Annotated in this window: 14 protein-coding genes; all 14 read left to right on the forward strand. The window is 67.3% G+C overall.

All coding sequences use genetic code 11. The features are described 5' to 3' along the window. Positions 1-7: 7 nt before the first annotated feature. The 14 genes from nuoD to ACZ45O_RS04435 all read left to right on the forward strand — a co-directional run bounded on the left by nuoD (position 8) and on the right by ACZ45O_RS04435 (position 16016). Positions 8-1216: an NADH dehydrogenase (quinone) subunit D gene (gene nuoD / locus ACZ45O_RS04370; protein WP_464855920.1), complete on the forward strand. Its 1209-nt coding sequence runs from the start codon at positions 8-10 to the stop codon at positions 1214-1216. Next, positions 1217-2020, forward strand: a complete 804-nt coding sequence (locus ACZ45O_RS04375; protein ID WP_464855922.1) for an NADH-quinone oxidoreductase subunit NuoE family protein — start codon at positions 1217-1219, stop codon at positions 2018-2020. A gap of 18 nt (positions 2021-2038) precedes the next feature. Further along, positions 2039-3316 carry an NADH-quinone oxidoreductase subunit NuoF gene (gene nuoF / locus ACZ45O_RS04380; RefSeq protein ID WP_464855924.1) on the forward strand — a complete coding sequence of 426 codons (1278 nt, stop codon included), beginning with the start codon at positions 2039-2041 and terminating at the stop codon, positions 3314-3316. Then, on the forward strand, positions 3313-5769 hold the full coding sequence (nuoG, locus tag ACZ45O_RS04385; RefSeq protein ID WP_464855926.1) for an NADH-quinone oxidoreductase subunit NuoG: 2457 nt from the start codon (positions 3313-3315) through the stop codon (positions 5767-5769). The genes nuoF and nuoG overlap by 4 nt, the downstream gene beginning before the upstream one ends. A 1-nt stretch (position 5770) precedes the next feature. Next, a complete protein-coding gene (nuoH, locus tag ACZ45O_RS04390; RefSeq protein WP_464855928.1) occupies positions 5771-6757 on the forward strand; it encodes an NADH-quinone oxidoreductase subunit NuoH in 987 nt (328 codons plus the stop codon). A 26-nt stretch (positions 6758-6783) separates the two neighbouring features. Then, positions 6784-7272 carry an NADH-quinone oxidoreductase subunit NuoI gene (gene nuoI, locus ACZ45O_RS04395; RefSeq protein WP_464855930.1) on the forward strand — a complete coding sequence of 163 codons (489 nt, stop codon included), beginning with the start codon at positions 6784-6786 and terminating at the stop codon, positions 7270-7272. After that, positions 7269-7775: an NADH-quinone oxidoreductase subunit J family protein gene (locus ACZ45O_RS04400; protein ID WP_464855932.1), complete on the forward strand. Its 507-nt coding sequence runs from the start codon at positions 7269-7271 to the stop codon at positions 7773-7775. The genes nuoI and ACZ45O_RS04400 overlap by 4 nt, the downstream gene beginning before the upstream one ends. 17 nt (positions 7776-7792) lie before the next feature. Further along, positions 7793-8101: an NADH-quinone oxidoreductase subunit NuoK gene (gene nuoK, locus ACZ45O_RS04405; protein WP_464855934.1), complete on the forward strand. Its 309-nt coding sequence runs from the start codon at positions 7793-7795 to the stop codon at positions 8099-8101. A 24-nt stretch (positions 8102-8125) separates the two neighbouring features. After that, positions 8126-10051 carry an NADH-quinone oxidoreductase subunit L gene (gene nuoL / locus ACZ45O_RS04410; RefSeq protein WP_464855936.1) on the forward strand — a complete coding sequence of 642 codons (1926 nt, stop codon included), beginning with the start codon at positions 8126-8128 and terminating at the stop codon, positions 10049-10051. A gap of 31 nt (positions 10052-10082) precedes the next feature. Beyond that, the gene (locus ACZ45O_RS04415; protein ID WP_464855938.1) at positions 10083-11558 is read left to right on the forward strand and encodes an NADH-quinone oxidoreductase subunit N; all 1476 of its coding nucleotides are present in this window, start codon (positions 10083-10085) and stop codon (positions 11556-11558) included. A 135-nt stretch (positions 11559-11693) separates the two neighbouring features. Beyond that, positions 11694-13199: a helix-turn-helix domain-containing protein gene (locus tag ACZ45O_RS04420; protein WP_464855940.1), complete on the forward strand. Its 1506-nt coding sequence runs from the start codon at positions 11694-11696 to the stop codon at positions 13197-13199. 126 nt (positions 13200-13325) lie between these two features. Next, complete coding sequence (locus ACZ45O_RS04425; RefSeq protein ID WP_464855942.1) at positions 13326-14294, forward strand: ABC transporter permease; 969 nt, start codon at positions 13326-13328, stop codon at positions 14292-14294. Beyond that, the gene (locus tag ACZ45O_RS04430; protein ID WP_464855944.1) at positions 14284-15243 is read left to right on the forward strand and encodes an iron chelate uptake ABC transporter family permease subunit; all 960 of its coding nucleotides are present in this window, start codon (positions 14284-14286) and stop codon (positions 15241-15243) included. The genes ACZ45O_RS04425 and ACZ45O_RS04430 overlap by 11 nt, the downstream gene beginning before the upstream one ends. Continuing rightward, positions 15237-16016 carry an iron ABC transporter ATP-binding protein gene (locus ACZ45O_RS04435; protein WP_464855946.1) on the forward strand — a complete coding sequence of 260 codons (780 nt, stop codon included), beginning with the start codon at positions 15237-15239 and terminating at the stop codon, positions 16014-16016. The genes ACZ45O_RS04430 and ACZ45O_RS04435 overlap by 7 nt, the downstream gene beginning before the upstream one ends. The last annotated feature ends 43 nt before the right edge of the window (positions 16017-16059 follow it).

Genomic DNA, 16059 nt, shown 5'->3' on the forward strand with positions numbered 1-16059 from the left:
GGTGATTATGGCAGAGGACCTGCACCTGGAAGAGCAGCGCCCCGAACGCATGACGCTCTCCATCGGGCCGCATCACCCTGCAACGCACGGCGTCCTGCGGGTGAAGCTGGAGCTCGAGGGCGAGACCGTGATCAAGGCGGAGCCCGAGACCGGCTTCCTGCACACCGGCATTGAGAAGACGGCCGAGCACCTCACCTGGAACCAGGCCACCACGGTCATGGACCGCATGGACTACCTGGCGCCGATCTCCAACAACACCGGCTACGTGATGGCCGTGGAGAAGCTGCTCGGCATCGAGGACCGCATTCCCGAGAAGGCCCGGGTGACCCGCGTCATCCTGCTGGAGCTGAACCGCATCGCCTCCCACCTGGTGGGCCTGGGCACCGGCGGCCTCGACTACGGCAACATCGGCACGCCCATCTTCTGGGCGTTCGAGCTGCGCGACCGCATCCTCGACATCTTCGAGCACACCACCGGCCAGCGCATGAACCCCTCCTACATGCGGGTGGGCGGCCTGGCCTACGACCTGCCGCACAACTTCAAGGAGATGGTCGAGGACTTCCTGAAGATCGCGCCCAGCCGCATTCAGGAACTGAAGGACGTCATGCTCAACAACCCGATCTTCGTCGACCGGGCCAAGGGCGTGAGCGTCATCACCTACGAGCAGGCCCTGCGCTACGGCCTCACGGGGCGCAACCTGCGGGTGACCGGCTCGGACTACGACGTGCGCAAGTACTACCCGTACCTGGGTTACGAAAATTATGACTTCGATGTGCCTGTCTACACCGACGGCGACTCGTGGTCGCGTACCGCGATCACCTTCGACGAGATGTTCGAGTCCCTGAAGATCGTCCGGCAGGCGCTGGACAACCTGCCCTGGGACGACCGGCACATCATCGACGACCGGAAGCTGGTGCTGCCGCCCAAGCAGGAGGTCAAGCACTCCATGGAGGCGCTGATCCACCACTTCAAGCTGGTGCAGCACGGCTTCGACGTGCCCGCGGGCGAGGTCTACCAGGCGATTGAGTCGCCGCGCGGCGAGATCGGCTTCTACGTGGTGTCCGACGGCGGCAACAAGCCCATGCGGGTGCGGGTGCGTCCGCCCTCGTTCTACGCCGTCTACTCGCTGCCGGTGCTCCTAGAGGGCTATATGCTCTCGGACGTGGTCGGCGCCATCGCCACCATCGATCCCATCTTCGGGGAGGTGGACCGCTAAATGGCTGAGCACGAGAAGAAGGCGACGATTCAGGAGGTCCACCCGCCCCGCTGGCCGGAGACCTGTAAGGACGAGGTGGAGGAGATCCTCCGCCGTTACCCCGAAGGCCGCGAGCAGTCGGCCATCCTGCCGCTGCTCCACCTGGCCATGCGCGAGCGGGAAGGCCGGTACATCGCACACTCTGACATCGAGGCAGTGGCCGAGATCTGCGGGGTGACGCCCGCGTACGTCCACTCGGTCTGCTCGTTCTATACCATGTTCAAGCGCCAGCCCGTCGGCAAGTACCTGATCACCGTGTGCGGCAACATGGCCTGCCACCTTCTGGCCGGCGGCGACAAGCTGGTGCAGCACATGGAGGAGACCCTGGGCATCAAGGTGGGCGAGACCACGCCGGACGGCCTGATCACCCTGGAAGTGACCGGCGAGTGTCTGGCGGCCTGCGATCTGGCCCCAGTCATCCACGTCAACACCGAGTACGCGGTGAAGATGACGCCGGAGAAGTTCGACGCCCTGGTGGCGGCCCTGCGCTCCGGCGAGGGCCCCGACCGCTTCCTGGAGAAGCTGCCGCTCATGAACGGTGAGAGCCAGGATGAGTGGCCGGGCTTCGTCGACAGCTCCTGCGCCTGCCAAGCCGAGGAACCTGCCCCCGAGGCCGCGGCTGAAGCCGCTGCGGCCGAGTCCGGCGACAAGCCTGCCCCCGATGCCGCGGCCGAGGCCGCTGCAGCCGCGGCGGCCGAATCCGCCGAGTCTGCGGAGTCCGCGGCACCCGCCGACGAGGCTTCCGGGAAGGTAGAGGGCGAGTAACAAGGAGGCAGAGAAGCGATGCAGTTTGAACCTGTGCTCACGAAAGGCATCGGGAAGGTCGACCTGACCAACATCGATGTGTACGAGGCGCAGGGTGGGTATCAGGCGCTCCGCAAGGCCCTCACCTCCATGGAGCCGCAGGCGATCGTGGAGGAGGTCAAGAAGGCCAACCTGCGGGGCCGCGGCGGCGCCGGCTTCCCGGCCGGCGTGAAGTGGGGCTTTCTGCCGAATGACGGCCGGCCCCGCTACCTCACCGTCAACGCGGACGAGTCTGAGCCCGGCACCTGCAACAACCGCACCCTGATCTACGCCAATCCGCACCAGCTCATCGAGGGCATCATCATCACCGCCTTCGCCAATCGGATCTCGCAGTCGTTCATCTACATCCGCGGCGAGTTCAAGCGCGGCGAAGCGATCCTGATGAAGGCCATCGAGGACGCCCGCAAGAAGGGCTACGTGGGCAAGAACATCCTGGGCACCGGCTTCAGCCAGGAGATCACCGTGCACCGGGGCGCCAGCGCCTACATCTGCGGCGAGGAGTCGGCCTTGCTGAACTCGCTGGAGGGCCGGCGCGGCGAGCCGCGGGTGAAGCCGCCGTTCCCGGCGGTGGTGGGCCTTTACGGCTGCCCGACCATCATCAACAACGTGGAGACCATCTCCAACGTGCCGCACATCGTGAAGAACGGCTGGGAGTGGTACACCAAGATCACCGCCAACCCCGACAACCCCAAGTCCTGCGGGCCCAAGCTCTTCACCGTGTCGGGCTGCGTGCAGCGCCCCGGCAACTACGAGCTGCCCATGGGCGTGAAGCTGCGGGACGTGATCGAGATCGCCGGCGGCCTCCGGCCCGGCCGGAAGCTGAAGGCGGTGCAGCCCGGCGGCTCGTCGACGCCGATGCTCACGCCCGAGCACCTGGACGTGCCCATGGACTTCGAGTCCGTGGCGGCCGCGGGGTCGCTGCTGGGCAGCGCGGCGGTGATCGTCTACGACGACACCGTTGACCTGGTGGACGTGGCGCTCTACTGGACGCGGTTCTACTCCCACGAGTCCTGCGGCCAGTGCACGCCGTGCCGCGAGGGCACCCACTGGCTGGAGCGGGTCTTCGCCCGCATCAAGGCCGGCGGCGGCACCGAGGGCGACCTGAAGATGATCGCCGACATGCAGACCCAGATGGCCGGCACCACGATCTGCGTGCTCCCCGACTTTGCGGTCACGTTCCCCGTCTCCCTGCTGAAGCTGTTTCCCGAGGAGCTCGAGCGCTATATCAACCGCGTGAAGGAGGTGCGGCCGGCGTGAGCGAGCAGCAGCTTGTCACCGTGACGATTGATGGTCGCACCGCAAAGGTTCCCAAGGGAACGCTGCTGGTGGAGGCGGCCAAGACGGTAGGGATCGAGATCCCCGTCTTCTGCTACCACCCGAAGCTGGATCCGGCCGGCGTCTGCCGCATGTGCCTGGTTGAAGTGGAGAAGATCCCCAAGCCGCAGCCGGCCTGCACCACGCGGGTCACCGACGGCATGGTGGTCCACACCCAGACGCAGCGGGTGAGCGACCTGCGCCGGGGCGTGCTGGAGTTCCTGCTGCTGAACCACCCGCTGGACTGCCCGGTCTGCGACAAGGGCGGCGAGTGCGATCTGCAGGACCTGACCTTCGCCTACGGCTCGGCCACCAGCCGCCTGCTCGACCCCAAGATCCGCAAGGACAAGGCGGTGGAGCTGGGCAACTTCATCATCCTGGACAACGAGCGGTGCATCCTGTGCCGCCGCTGCGTCCGGTTTGACGACGAGATCGCCACCGAGAACACGCTCATCATCGAGGAGCGCGCCCACCTGAACACCGTCACCACGATGGACGGGCAGGAGTACAACTCCTACTTCAGCGGCAACACCATCGAGCTGTGCCCGGTGGGTGCCCTGACCTCCGACCTGTACCGCTTCCAGGCCCGCCCGTGGGACCTCTCGAAGGCGGACGCGATCTGCACGGGCTGCTCGGTGGGCTGCAACGTGCACCTGGAGTTCCGGCACGGCCAGCTGCTGCGGGTCACCTCCCGCGAGAACGACGACATCGACAACGGCTGGCTCTGCGACCGGGGCCGCTTCAACTACATGTATCTCCAGAACGACGAGCGGATTACCCGCCCGCTGGTGAAGCGGGACGGCGAGTTCGTGCCCGTCTCCTGGACCGAGGCCTTCAAGGTCATCACCGAGAAGTTCAAGGCGATCGCCGCCGAGAAGGGCGGCAGCGGCTTCGGCGTGATCGGCGGCGGGAGGCTGGCCAACGAGGAGGCCTACCTGCTGTCGAAGTTCGCCCGCCTCGTCCTGAAGACCAACAACATCGACCACCGGGTGGACGGCCGGCTGGCCGCCTCCGTGGGGGCGTACCCGGGCCGGCAGACCGACCTGTCGGCGGCCGAGGCGATCCTCATCGTGGACACCGATCCCGCGGAGACCGCGCCGGTGATGGATCTGCGCATCCGCCGGAAGGCCGACCGCAAGGAGGCCAAGATCGCGCTGATCGGCTCGGTCATGCCCAAGTACCGCGGCCGCCACGCCCGCATACAGCTGAAGCCGGGTGAGACCGCCGGCGTGCTCCGGGCCCTGGCCGCGGCCGTGAGCGGCGAGAAGAAGACCCCGGCCTCTGCGGCCGATCCGGAGGCCGTCGCCCAGATGGCGGCCCTGATCGGCGGCGGCAAGCGGGTCGCCGTGGTCTGGGGCGGCGAAAATGCAGAGACCGGCCAGGCCCTGCTGGAGCTGGCGGGCGCCCTGAAGTCCGCCGGCAACCGGGTCGCGCTGTTCGTCCCGGGCGCGCAGCACAACAGCCGCGGCGCCGAGGCGATGGGCGTCCTGCCCGGGTACCTGCCGGGCTTCGCGGGCGTCAGCGAGAAGCGCGGCCGCGAGGCCGTGGCGCAGGCCTGGGCCACCCGCCAGCTGCCCACCGACCCCGGCCTCGACACCGCCGGCATGCTCCGCGCGGCCGCCGAGGGCGAGATCGGCGCCCTTTACCTGGCCGGCGCCAACCTGATGAACACCTACCCGAACCGCAAGCTGGTCGAGGCGGCCCTGGAGAAGGCCTTCGTGGTCGCGACCGACCTGTTCATGAACGAGACCGTCGCCCTGGCCGACGTGGTGCTGCCCGCAGCGGCCCTGGGCGAGAAGAGCGGCTCCTTCACCGCGCTGGACGGCACGGTGCAGACGTTCAAGGTCGCCAAGCGGCCCGAGGGCCAGGCCCAGCCGGACGGCGACATCCTCGTCGGCCTGGCCGCGGCCCTGGGGGTCAAGCTGGCCGCCTCGCCGTCGCAGACCGCGGCCGAGATCGCCCGCCTGGTCGCCAAGCTGGAGGACGGGACCGTGCTGAAGGGCGCGCCGCTCTCCCTGATCCAGGGCGCCGAGGCCCCGCAGGCGGCCCGCGCTCCCGAGGAGGAGAACGCGCTGTGGCTGGTACCGGTCGACCGGCTGTACGCCGGCGGCTCCACGGCCCAGTTCGACGGCGAGTTCAACCACGTGCAGCCCCGGCCTGTCGCGCTCTTCAATCCCGCCGACGCCGCCCGCCTGGAGCTGAACCCGGGCGACATGGTGGAGCTGGCCGCCGGCGAGGCGAAGCTGGCGCTGCCGGTGGCCACCGACCGGCGCGTGGTGGCCGGCACCGTTCAGGCGATCAGGGGACTGAGCGCCGCTCCCGTGAACCTACTCACCGCAGGCTCCGCCCCGGTGGCCGTGACCGTGGCGAAGCTGGCCGTGGAGGTGGCGGACTGACATGGACATCTGGATGACTCTGCTGATGCTGGTCGTAAAGGCGCTCGTGCTCGCGATCTCCGTGACCCTGGCCGTCGCCGTCTTCCTGCTCTTCATGCGGAAGGTCCTCGGCTACTTCGCCTACCGGGTGGGCCCGGTCAAGGTCGGCCCCTGGGGCGTGCTGCAGCCGATCGCCGACGTGATCAAGATGCTCTTCAAGGAAGACATCATCCCCGTGCAGGCCGACCCGCTCATCTACCGGCTGTCGCCGATCATCGCCTTCTTCTGCGCCCTGGGCGTCTGGGTGGTCATTCCCTGGGCGCCGCGCGGCTCGTTCTGGTCATCCATGTCCGATCCCAACGCGGGCGTGCTGGTGATGCTGGCGATCGCGGCCATGGGCGTGTACGGCGTCGCCCTGGGCGGCTGGGCCTCGCAGAACAAGTACGGCCTGCTGGGCTCCATGCGTGCCACTGCCCAGATGATCTCGTACGAACTGGCGATGGCGGCCTCGCTCCTGGGCGTCATCTTGTGGACCGGTTCGGTGAGCATGTTCGACATCGTCGACAAGCAGCGCGAGGTGATCAACCTCTTCCCGCAGTTCCTGGGCTTCCTGGTCTTCTACACCGCGAGCCTGGCCGAGGCGGCCTGGACCCCGTTTGACCTGCCCGAAGGCGAGACCGAGCTGGTGGGCGGTTACCACACCGACTACGGCGGCATGCGGTTCGGCCTCTTCTACCTGACCGAGCTGACCCACGCGGTCAACTCCGCCGTGCTGACCACCACCTTCTACCTGGGCGGCTACAACCCGTGGTTCGGCCTCACAATGATCCCGGGCTTCGTCTGGTTCCTGATCAAGGTGGCCCTGCTGGTCTTCGTGCTCTACTGGATCAAGTGCACCTTCCCGCGCTTCCGCTACGACCGGCTGATGGTCTTCGGCTGGAAGGTGCTGCTCCCGGTGGCGGCCCTGAACCTGGTGGGCACGGCCATCTACGTAGCCCTGTGGGCGTAGCCCGCAGGTAGGGGAGGTGTTCTGACGTGAAAGGTGTTGTGGCGATCGCCAGGGGAATGGCGACGACGCTGAAGGTCTTCTTCCGCAAGCCGGTCACCATCGACTACCCGCGGGTGAAGCGTGAGCGGGCGCCGCGCTTCCGGGGCCGGCACGAACTCCGGACCTACGAGAACGGCCTGGAGATGTGCGTGGGCTGCGAGCTCTGCCAGGTGGCCTGCCCGGCCGCGGCCATCACGGTCATGGCGGCGGAGAACGATCCGGACAATCCCCACAGCCCCGGCGAGCGGTACGGCTACAAGTACCAGGTGGACCTCCTGCGCTGCATCTTCTGCGGCATGTGCGAGGAGGCCTGTCCCACCGAGTGCCTGCACCTGACGCAGGAGTTCGAGCTGGCCGACTTCACCCGTGAGGCCCTGATCCTGCAGAAGGAGCAGCTGGTGAACCGGAATCCCTCCGGCTTCAAGGTGCCCCTCAACGTCTATCCCCCCTTCCGGCGGAAGGCGGTGAACTCATGAACGTGGTGTTTATTGTCGCGGGGCTGATGGCCATCGCCGGCGTGCTCGGGGTGATCCTGGCCAAGCAGCCGGTGTACCAGGTGATCTCTACGGTCTTCAGCTTCCTCGGGCTGGCGGCGCTGTACCTCAGCCTGCAGAGCGAGTTCCTGGCCGTCATTCAGCTCATCGTGTACGGCGGCGCCATCATGATCCTGTTCCTGTTCGTCATCGCGCTGCTCTCCGCCCGGAAGGATCCGGTGGAGAAGGACGTGGGTCAGCTGACCCGTCCAAAGCTGCTCGGGTACTCCGTGGGCGGGGCCCTGCTGGTCATGCTGGCGATCGTCGGCCTGTTCGGCCACGAGGGCCGGCTGGACTGGGCGCAGGTGCCCGCGGACTTCGGCCAGGTGAAGGCCTTCGGCTACCAGTTGCTGACGACGAACGTGTTCCCGTTTGAAGTGCTCGCATTCATCCTGATGGTGGCTGTGATCGGGGTCATGATCCTCGTCGGCCGCCACCGGGCGTAAGGGAGGGGGAGAGCCATATGCCTGCATTCTCGCTGAATGCCTACGTCGCACTCTCCGCCGTCCTGTTCGCCCTCGGCGGTATCGGCGTGCTGGTGCGGCGCAGCCCGCTGGCCATGCTCATGTCCATCGAGCTGATGCTGAACGCGGCCAACCTGCTGTTCGTCGCCTTCGGGCGGGCGCACGGCGGTTACGAGGGCCAGATCATGGCCTTCCTGGTCATCACCGTGGCGGCAGCGGAGGTGGCCATCGGCCTGGCGCTGACGGTGCTGCTGTTCCGGCGCCGCCCGGAGGCAGACGTAGACCAAGTGAACGAGCTGAGACTCTAATCCACCCGGGAAGGAAGTGTGACCATGGACCTCGCCTGGATGCTGCCGGCCATCGTCGTCGTCCCGCTCCTGAGCGCGGCGATCGTGGGCTACTTCCGGAACACCTGGTCGAAGACCACGGTGTCCTGGGTGGCCTGTGGCTCCGTCGCCGCCGCCTTTGCGATGGTGGTGGCCCTCGCGGTGCAGTACTGGGGCGCCGCAGCAGCCGAACCGATCCGCTCCGGCCTCACTTCGTGGGGGAGCCTGGCCAGCCTGGGGCTCGTCGCCGACGGGCTGTCGCTCTGGTGGGCCCTCGTGGTGACCGGGGCCGGCCTCCTGATCCACATCTACTCGACTGCGTATATGCGGGAGGACGAGTCGTACGGCCGCTTCATGGCCAAGCTGAACTTCTTCATCTTCGCCATGTCGCTGCTGGTGCTCTCCGACAACTTCATCGGCCTGGCCATCGGCTGGGGCTGCGTCGGTCTCGCCTCCTACATGCTGATCGGTTTCTACTTCACGAAGCCCGCGGCGCAGAACGCGGCCATCAAGGCGTTCGTCATGAACATCGCCGGTGAGGCGGGGCTTTTCGCCGGCATCGCCTTCATCTATGCCAACTTTGGCTCCTTCAAGTTCGATGAGGTGTTCGGCGCCATCGCCCAGGGGCAGGGCGTTGCGGCCCTGAACCTGATCGGCATCCTGCTGCTCATCGGCGCGGTGGCCAAGTCTGCGCAGCTCCCGCTGCACACCTGGCTGCCCTACGCGATGGAAGGCCCGACCCCGGTGTCGGCGCTGATTCACGCCGCCACCATGGTCACGGCCGGCGTCTACCTGGTCTCCCGGGCCTACCCGATCTACGAGGTGGCCAGCGGTGCGGCCATGACCGTCGCGTGGGTGGGCGGCCTCGGCGCCCTGTTCGGCGCCCTGGTCGCGGCCGGCCAGTTTGACATCAAGCGGGTGCTGGCCTTCTCGACCCTCTCGCAGATCGGCTACATGTTCCTGGCCAACGGCCTCGGGGCATACGTGGCCGCAGACTTCCACTTCTTCACCCACGCCTTCTTCAAGGCTTGCCTCTTCCTGGCCGCCGGCATCGTGGTGCATCACTACAACGGCGACCAGGACATCCGGCACATGGGCGGCCTCTGGTACCGCGACAAGTTCGCCGGCCTCACCTTCGGCGCCGCCGCCCTGGCCCTGATCGGCCTGCCGCCCTTCGCAGGTTTCTTCTCGAAGGATGAGATCCTGCTCGCGGCGTTCAGCCAGGGGCAGTGGGCCCTGTTCACCATCGCTGTACTGGCTGCCGGCATGACGGCCTTCTACAACGTGCGGCTCTTCAGCCTGGTCTTCCTGGGCGACGCCTACGTGGCGCCTGTCCGGCAGGTCGGCAAGAAGCGGAGCCGGAAGCAGGCGGAGGCCGCCGGCGCAGATGCGCAGGCCCACGCACACGCGCACGAGACGCCGGCTGCCATGAAGTGGCCGGTGGCCATTCTGGCCGTGCTCTCGGTCGTCTCGGGCTGGCTCTTCTTCGGCCACGTCCAGCTCACGGCCCTGGCGCCGTCCTTCCCGACGCTGGATCTGCACGCCGAAGCGATCAACCCCGTGGTTGCCGGGCTCTCGGTGGCGGTGGCCCTGGTGGGCGGCCTCATCTCCTGGTACCTTTACCGGCCTGAGGGGGCCCGCCGCGCGGTGGAGCTGAATCCGCTGCACAAGCCGGGTATCCTGTACAACATGTTCTATGTGGACACCCTTTACGACTTCCTCTTCGTGCGACCCGCCAAGGAGACGGCCCAGTTCATCGGACAGCTGTTCGACCCCCGCGGGATCGACGGTGTCGTCAACGGACTGGGGGCCCTCGCCCGGGAGCTGGGCGGCGTGCTGCGCCGCTGGCAGAACGGGCTGGTCCGCTCCTACGCGCTGACCGTCTTCGCCGGCGTCGTGCTGGTGGTCGCCTACTACGTCTTCTACGTCTAAGCACCCGGTGGTCATGTAAGGAGGGGCTCGCGTGCCTGTCGATCTCAACTTCACGATAGCGGCGCCGCTCCTGGCGCTGGCCGCCGGGGCGCTGCTGATCCTGCTGCTCGACCTGTTGTTCAAGTACGAGACGATTCAGGGGCCGATGTACGTCGCCGCCATCGGCGCGGTGCTGGTCGCCGGCTGGTACCTGGTGCCGCTGTGGCAGGGCGCCGCCGACCCGTCGGGCTTCGCCGGCATGCTGGTGATGGACCGGTTCGCCGCCGTTTACGGCGGGGTGCTGCTCATCGCTGCGCTCCTGGCCATCCTGCTCTCGATCGGCCGGGCGCGGGAGGACCAGTCCGGCTACCTGGCGCTCCTGCTCTGGGCCGCCATGGGCATGGTGCTCCTGGGCGGCGCGGGCAACCTGATGGTGATCTTCCTGGGCATCGAGCTGCTGTCGCTGGCGCTCTACGTGATGATCGCGTTCGCGCCCAGGCGCATGGCGGCCCGGGAGGCGGCTTTCAAGTACTTCATCCTGGGCTCGGTGGCGGCCGCCTTCCTGATCTTCGGCTTTGCCCTGATCTACGGCGCCACCGGGACGATGTCCATCGCGGGCATCGCGGAGGCCGCCCGGTCGTTCACCAGCGAGGGCGCCTGGGCCGTCGGCCTCTACTACAAGGTGGGCGTGGGCCTCGCCATCGTCGGCCTGGCCTTCAAGATGGCGCTGGTGCCGTTCCACATCTGGGCGCCCGACGTGTACCAGGGCGCGCCGACCCCGGTGACGGCGTACATGTCCATCGGCACCAAGGCGGCCGCCTTCGCCGCCATGGCCCGCCTGCTGGTCGCGGCCGTGCCCGAGGCGTACCAGCCGTCTTTCCTGCTGCCGCTCTCGATTCTGGCCTTCGCCTCGATGATGCTCGGGGCCTCTGCGGGAATCTGGCAGAGCGACCTGAAGCGGCTGATGGCCTACTCGGGCATCGCCAACGCCGGCTACCTGATCATGGCGATTCCGGGCCTGGGGCTGGACGGGCTTTCCGCCGCCGCCTACTACCTGGGCGCTTACGGCTTCGCCACGATGGGCATCTTTGCCGTGGTGCGCATCCTTGAGGCGGACGGGGTGGACGGCTCGCAGATCGCCAACCTGAAGGGGCTCTTCTACCGGCAGCCCTGGGTCGGCGTCTGCCTGGCCCTGCTCTTCTTCGGCCTGGCGGGCATTCCGCCGGCGGGTGGCTTCGTCGGCAAGTTCCTTCTGGCGATTGCCGCCGTGAGGGGCCAGGCCTGGATCGTGCTGGCCGGTCTCATCCTCTCCACGGGCATCTCCGCATACGTCTATCTGAAGGTGATCGGCACCGCCTTCACGCGCACGAAGGAGGCGCCGCAACCGGAGGAGGGCGCGGAGCCCCACGCGCCGACCCGCACCGCCGCCCAGGTGGTGCTGGTGATCGCCGCCGTGGGCACCCTGGTGATGGGCGTCCTGCCCGGGCCGGTGTCCGAACTGGTGCGGGTGGCCCTGGCCGGAATGTAAGCGGGTACTGACGAAGCCCGGGTGAGCTTGGCGCTCACCCGGGCTTTCGCGCGCCCTGAAACCGGCCGGTGACTTTCTTGATACTGATAACCGTTATCAAGTATAATGTGTTTGACGTTTACCCGATGAGGGGAGATGCCCATGTGGGATGGACCCGGGCCCCCGGGCCTGCGCTACCTGGGCGAGCGGCGGGTGCCGCTGGCTGCGCGGCGCACGGTCGAGGTGCCGTCTGTCCGCTCCGGACGGCTTCTGTGGACGGAAAACGGAGGCCTGCTGGCCGTGGGCGACGGCGTGCGCGGGCGGTGGAGCTGCCGGCTTGCCCCCGGCGAGCTGCTGCTGCTCTGCCCCGCCGAGCAGGTGTGGGTAACCAGCCTGAGCGACCATGCGGGCGAGCTGCGGCTGTTTCAGTTTGAAGCGATTGAGGAAGGGCGCGCCCGGGGTATGGCGCAGTGGATCCCGCCGGTGCCTGTGCGCGTGCCCGGGGTCGAACTCGCCCTGCAGGCGCTGGCCGGGGCAGGCGGGAACGGCGCCCCTGGCGGGAACTGCTTGCCGGCCGGCCACGGTGCGCACGGGCCGGGCACAGGCGCCCTGATCGACTTCTTCCGTACCCAGGCGCAGTTCTACGAGCTGATGGCGGCCTACCTGAGCGGCGCGCGCCAGCGCCGGGCGCAGGGTTCGCTGCTGAGCTATGCCGACCAGGTGCGCAGGCAGATGGCCGCGCACTGCGAGCGGGAGTACAGCATCGAGTTGATCGCCCGGAACTCGGGGGTGAGCCCCCACCGGTTCTACCAGGCCTTCCGGGCGCTCACCGGCCTCACGCCGCACAAGTACCTCTCGGCGCTCCGGCTGCGGAAGGCCCTGCGGCTTTTGGCCGGCGACTTCCGGTCGGTGGCGGAGGTGGCCCACGCGGTGGGCTACGCGGACGAGTTCTACTTCAGCCGGGTGTTCAAGCGGGAACTGGGACTTGCGCCCAGCGCCTTCGTGCGGCTGGTCCGCGCGCGGCCGGAAGTCGAGGCCATGGCCGGCGATCTTGCGATCTTCGGCCTGGCCGCGCCGCCGGATGAGGCGGCGGCGCCGGTGGCTGACGCAGGCACCGACGACGCGGGCGCCGGCCCGAGGGGCGACGCCGCCGAGGCCCCGTGGACCGAGCGGGTGCAGCGGCTCGGGCTGGCGCTGGGCCTGGAGACCGTGGCCGGCCACTGGCTCGCCCTGATGGACCGGCGGCTCTGCCACCTGAAGTCCCTGGTGCGCCGGCGGTTTCAGGACGCCCGCTTCGTGGTGGTGGGGGTGGGGCGCGACGGCTACCGCGTGTTCGGCGCACGCCACCCCGGACTGGGCGACCTGCTCTACCTGTCCGCGGGGTTCATTCCCTGCAGGGGCGTGCGCGGACTGCGGGAGTCGTCCGCAGCCTCGCTGGCCGAAGTCGCCGGCTTCGGGTGCACGGCGGCGCTCTTCCTGGTGCAGGGGGAGGACCGGCCAGCCCTTCAGGCGGAGTGGGCCGACGCCGTTCAGGGGGACGGCGCCCGCTGCCTCGTGGCGGGCTGGTCGGGGGCCGACGACGCGACCGCGTACGAGCGGCTGGTGGAGCAGCTGACGATGCAGCTCCTGGAACCCGATCTCGCAGAGGATACGCGCGGATAAGGAAGTTCCATGTCGAATTAAGGAAGGTCCATTTCACCGCTCGCCGGGATGCGCTATGATCGAGTCGGTGAGAATGATTATCGCTCTCACGCAAGGGGACGACGCCGAGATGGATGTGGGCTCACTGTGAAAAGACCGCTGCTTGTCCCGCTGCTAACGGCACTGCTCGTGATCCTCACCATCAGCTCGCTGTTCATCGGCGTGTCGGACATCAGCCTGACCCAGCTCTTCCGGCTGACCGAGGACCAGCGGATGGTGCTGCTGACGAGCCGGGTTCCCCGGACCGCGGCGATCATCCTGGCCGGGGTCGGCATGGGGGTCTCGGGGCTGATCATGCAGCAGCTCTCACGCAACAAGTTCGTCTCGCCGACCACGGCAGGGACTGACGACTCGGCCCGGTTCGGCATTCTGGTGGCGATGATCCTCTTCGGCTCTGCGACGATGCTGCAGAAGATGATCCTCGCCCTGATCTTCGCACTGGCCGGGACGTACATCTTCATGACGATCCTGGACCGGGTCAAGCTGAAGGATGCCGTCTTCATCCCGCTGGTGGGGCTGATGTTCGGCAGCATTGTGAGCTCCATCACAACGTTCTTCGCCTACCGGTACGATCTGCTGCAGGCCGTCACCACCTGGCTGCAGGGCAATTTCGCCCTGGTGATCAAGGGCCGCTACGAGCTGCTCTACCTGACGGTGCCGGCGGTGATCGCAGCGTACGTCTACGCCAACCGGTTCACCATCGCCGGGATGGGGGAGGACTTTGCCACCAACCTCGGGGTGAACTACCGCCGGGCCGTGAACATCGGTCTGGCGCTGGTGGCCCTGGTCTCCGCGCTGGTCATCCTCACGGTGGGGATGCTGCCCTTCCTGGGCCTCATCATCCCCAACCTCGTCTCCATCTTTCAGGGCGACCACCTGCGGCGCAACCTGCCGCTCACGGCTCTGGTGGGCGCCGTCTTCCTGCTGGCCTGCGACATCGTGGGGAGGCTGATCATCTACCCGTACGAGGTGCCGATCGGCCTGACCGTCGGGGTGATCGGAAGCGGGATGTTCCTGTACTTGCTATGGAAGGGACAGCGAACCAGTGAAGCATAAGCGGAACCTCATCATCCTGGGCATTCTCCTCCTGCTGGCGCTCTTGGTGGTCTGCCTCTACCTGTTCGTCCCGCTGCGCGGGAACATCCAGTACATCCTGAAGCTGCGCACCAACAAGGTGCTGGCCATCGCCCTCACCGGAGCGGCGATCGCCTACTCGACGGTCATCTTCCAGACCATCACCAACAACCGGATCCTAACCCCGTCCATCATCGGGATGGATTCGGTCTACCAGCTCTTCCAGACGGCCATGGTCTTCTTCTGGGGCTCCACGACCCTGCAGTTCGTCGACCAGCAGATCAATTTCATCCTGACCGTGGTCCTGATGATCGGCTTCGCCCTCGTGCTCTACCAGGTGCTCTTCCGGAAGGATGGCACCAACCTCCACTTCCTGCTGCTGATGGGGATCGTGATGGGCACGCTGTTTGGGAGCCTCACGACCTTCCTGCAGGTGCTCATCGACCCCAACGAGTACAGCGGCCTGCAGGCCCGCCTGTTCGCCAGCGTGAGCCGGGTGAACACCAACCTGCTGCTGCTGGGCGGCGGGCTGATGATCCCGGTGATGCTCTACGGGCTGCGGTACGTGCGGATCCTGGACGCCATCGCCCTGGGGCGGGATCACGCCATCAACCTGGGTGTGGACTACGGGCCGATGCTAAAGCGCATGCTGATCATCGTGGCCGTCCTGATGGCGGGGTCGACCGCCCTGGTGGGGCCGATCACCTTCCTGGGCCTCCTGGTGGCCAACGTCAGCTACCACATGCTGGATACCTACCGACGCGGACCGCTGATCGCAGCGGCGGTGGCCGTGAGCGTGGTCTTCCTGGTGGGTGCGCAACTCATCATGGAGCGGGTCCTCGCGTACACCACGCCGGTCAGCGTGATTGTGAACTTCATCGGCGGCATCTACTTCCTCTACTTGGTCTTGAAGGAGAGAACGGCATGGTAAAGGTGAGGGGCGTATCCAAGTCCTTCGGGCCGAAGCAGGTCCTCCACGACGTCTCGCTGGAGATCGAAAAGGGCAAGGTGACCACGCTCATCGGGCCCAACGGGGCGGGCAAGAGCACCCTGCTCTCCCTGATGTCGCGGCTGCTGCCCAAGGACAGCGGCCAGATCTTCATCGACGGCCGGGAGATCGGCCAGTACCGGTCCGAGGAGCTGGCCCGCCGGCTGGCCATCCTGAAGCAGACGCACCACCTGAACATCCGGCTGACGGTGCGCGAGCTGGTGGAGTTCGGCCGGTTCCCGTACACCCAGGGGCGGCTCACCAGGCAGGACCGGGAGCTGGTCGATGAGGCCCTCGCCTACATGGACCTGCAGGACATCGCGGGCAAGTACCTGGACCAGCTCAGCGGCGGGCAGCGCCAGCGGGCGTTCATCGCCATGGTGCTCGCACAGGACACGGAGTACGTCCTGCTGGATGAGCCCCTGAACAACCTGGACATGAAGCACGCGGTGCAGATCATGCGCATCATGCGCGGGATGGCGGACGACCTGGGCAAGACGGTCGTGCTGGTGCTGCACGACGTCAACTTCGCCTCGGCGTACTCCGACCAGATCGTCGCCCTGAAGGACGGCCGGGTGGCGGCCGCGGGCACGCCCGACGAACTGATCCGTTCCGACGTGCTGGGCGAGATCTACGAGATGGAGATCCCCATCGAGACCGTGGGTGGCTGCCGGGTGTGCATCTACTTCACCGGGGAGCAGGCCGCGGGGCTCTAGGCACCAGAACGCAGAACCGAAATCCCTACAACAACGCACGAGG

It is taken from the genome of Symbiobacterium turbinis, from assembly GCF_055383075.1.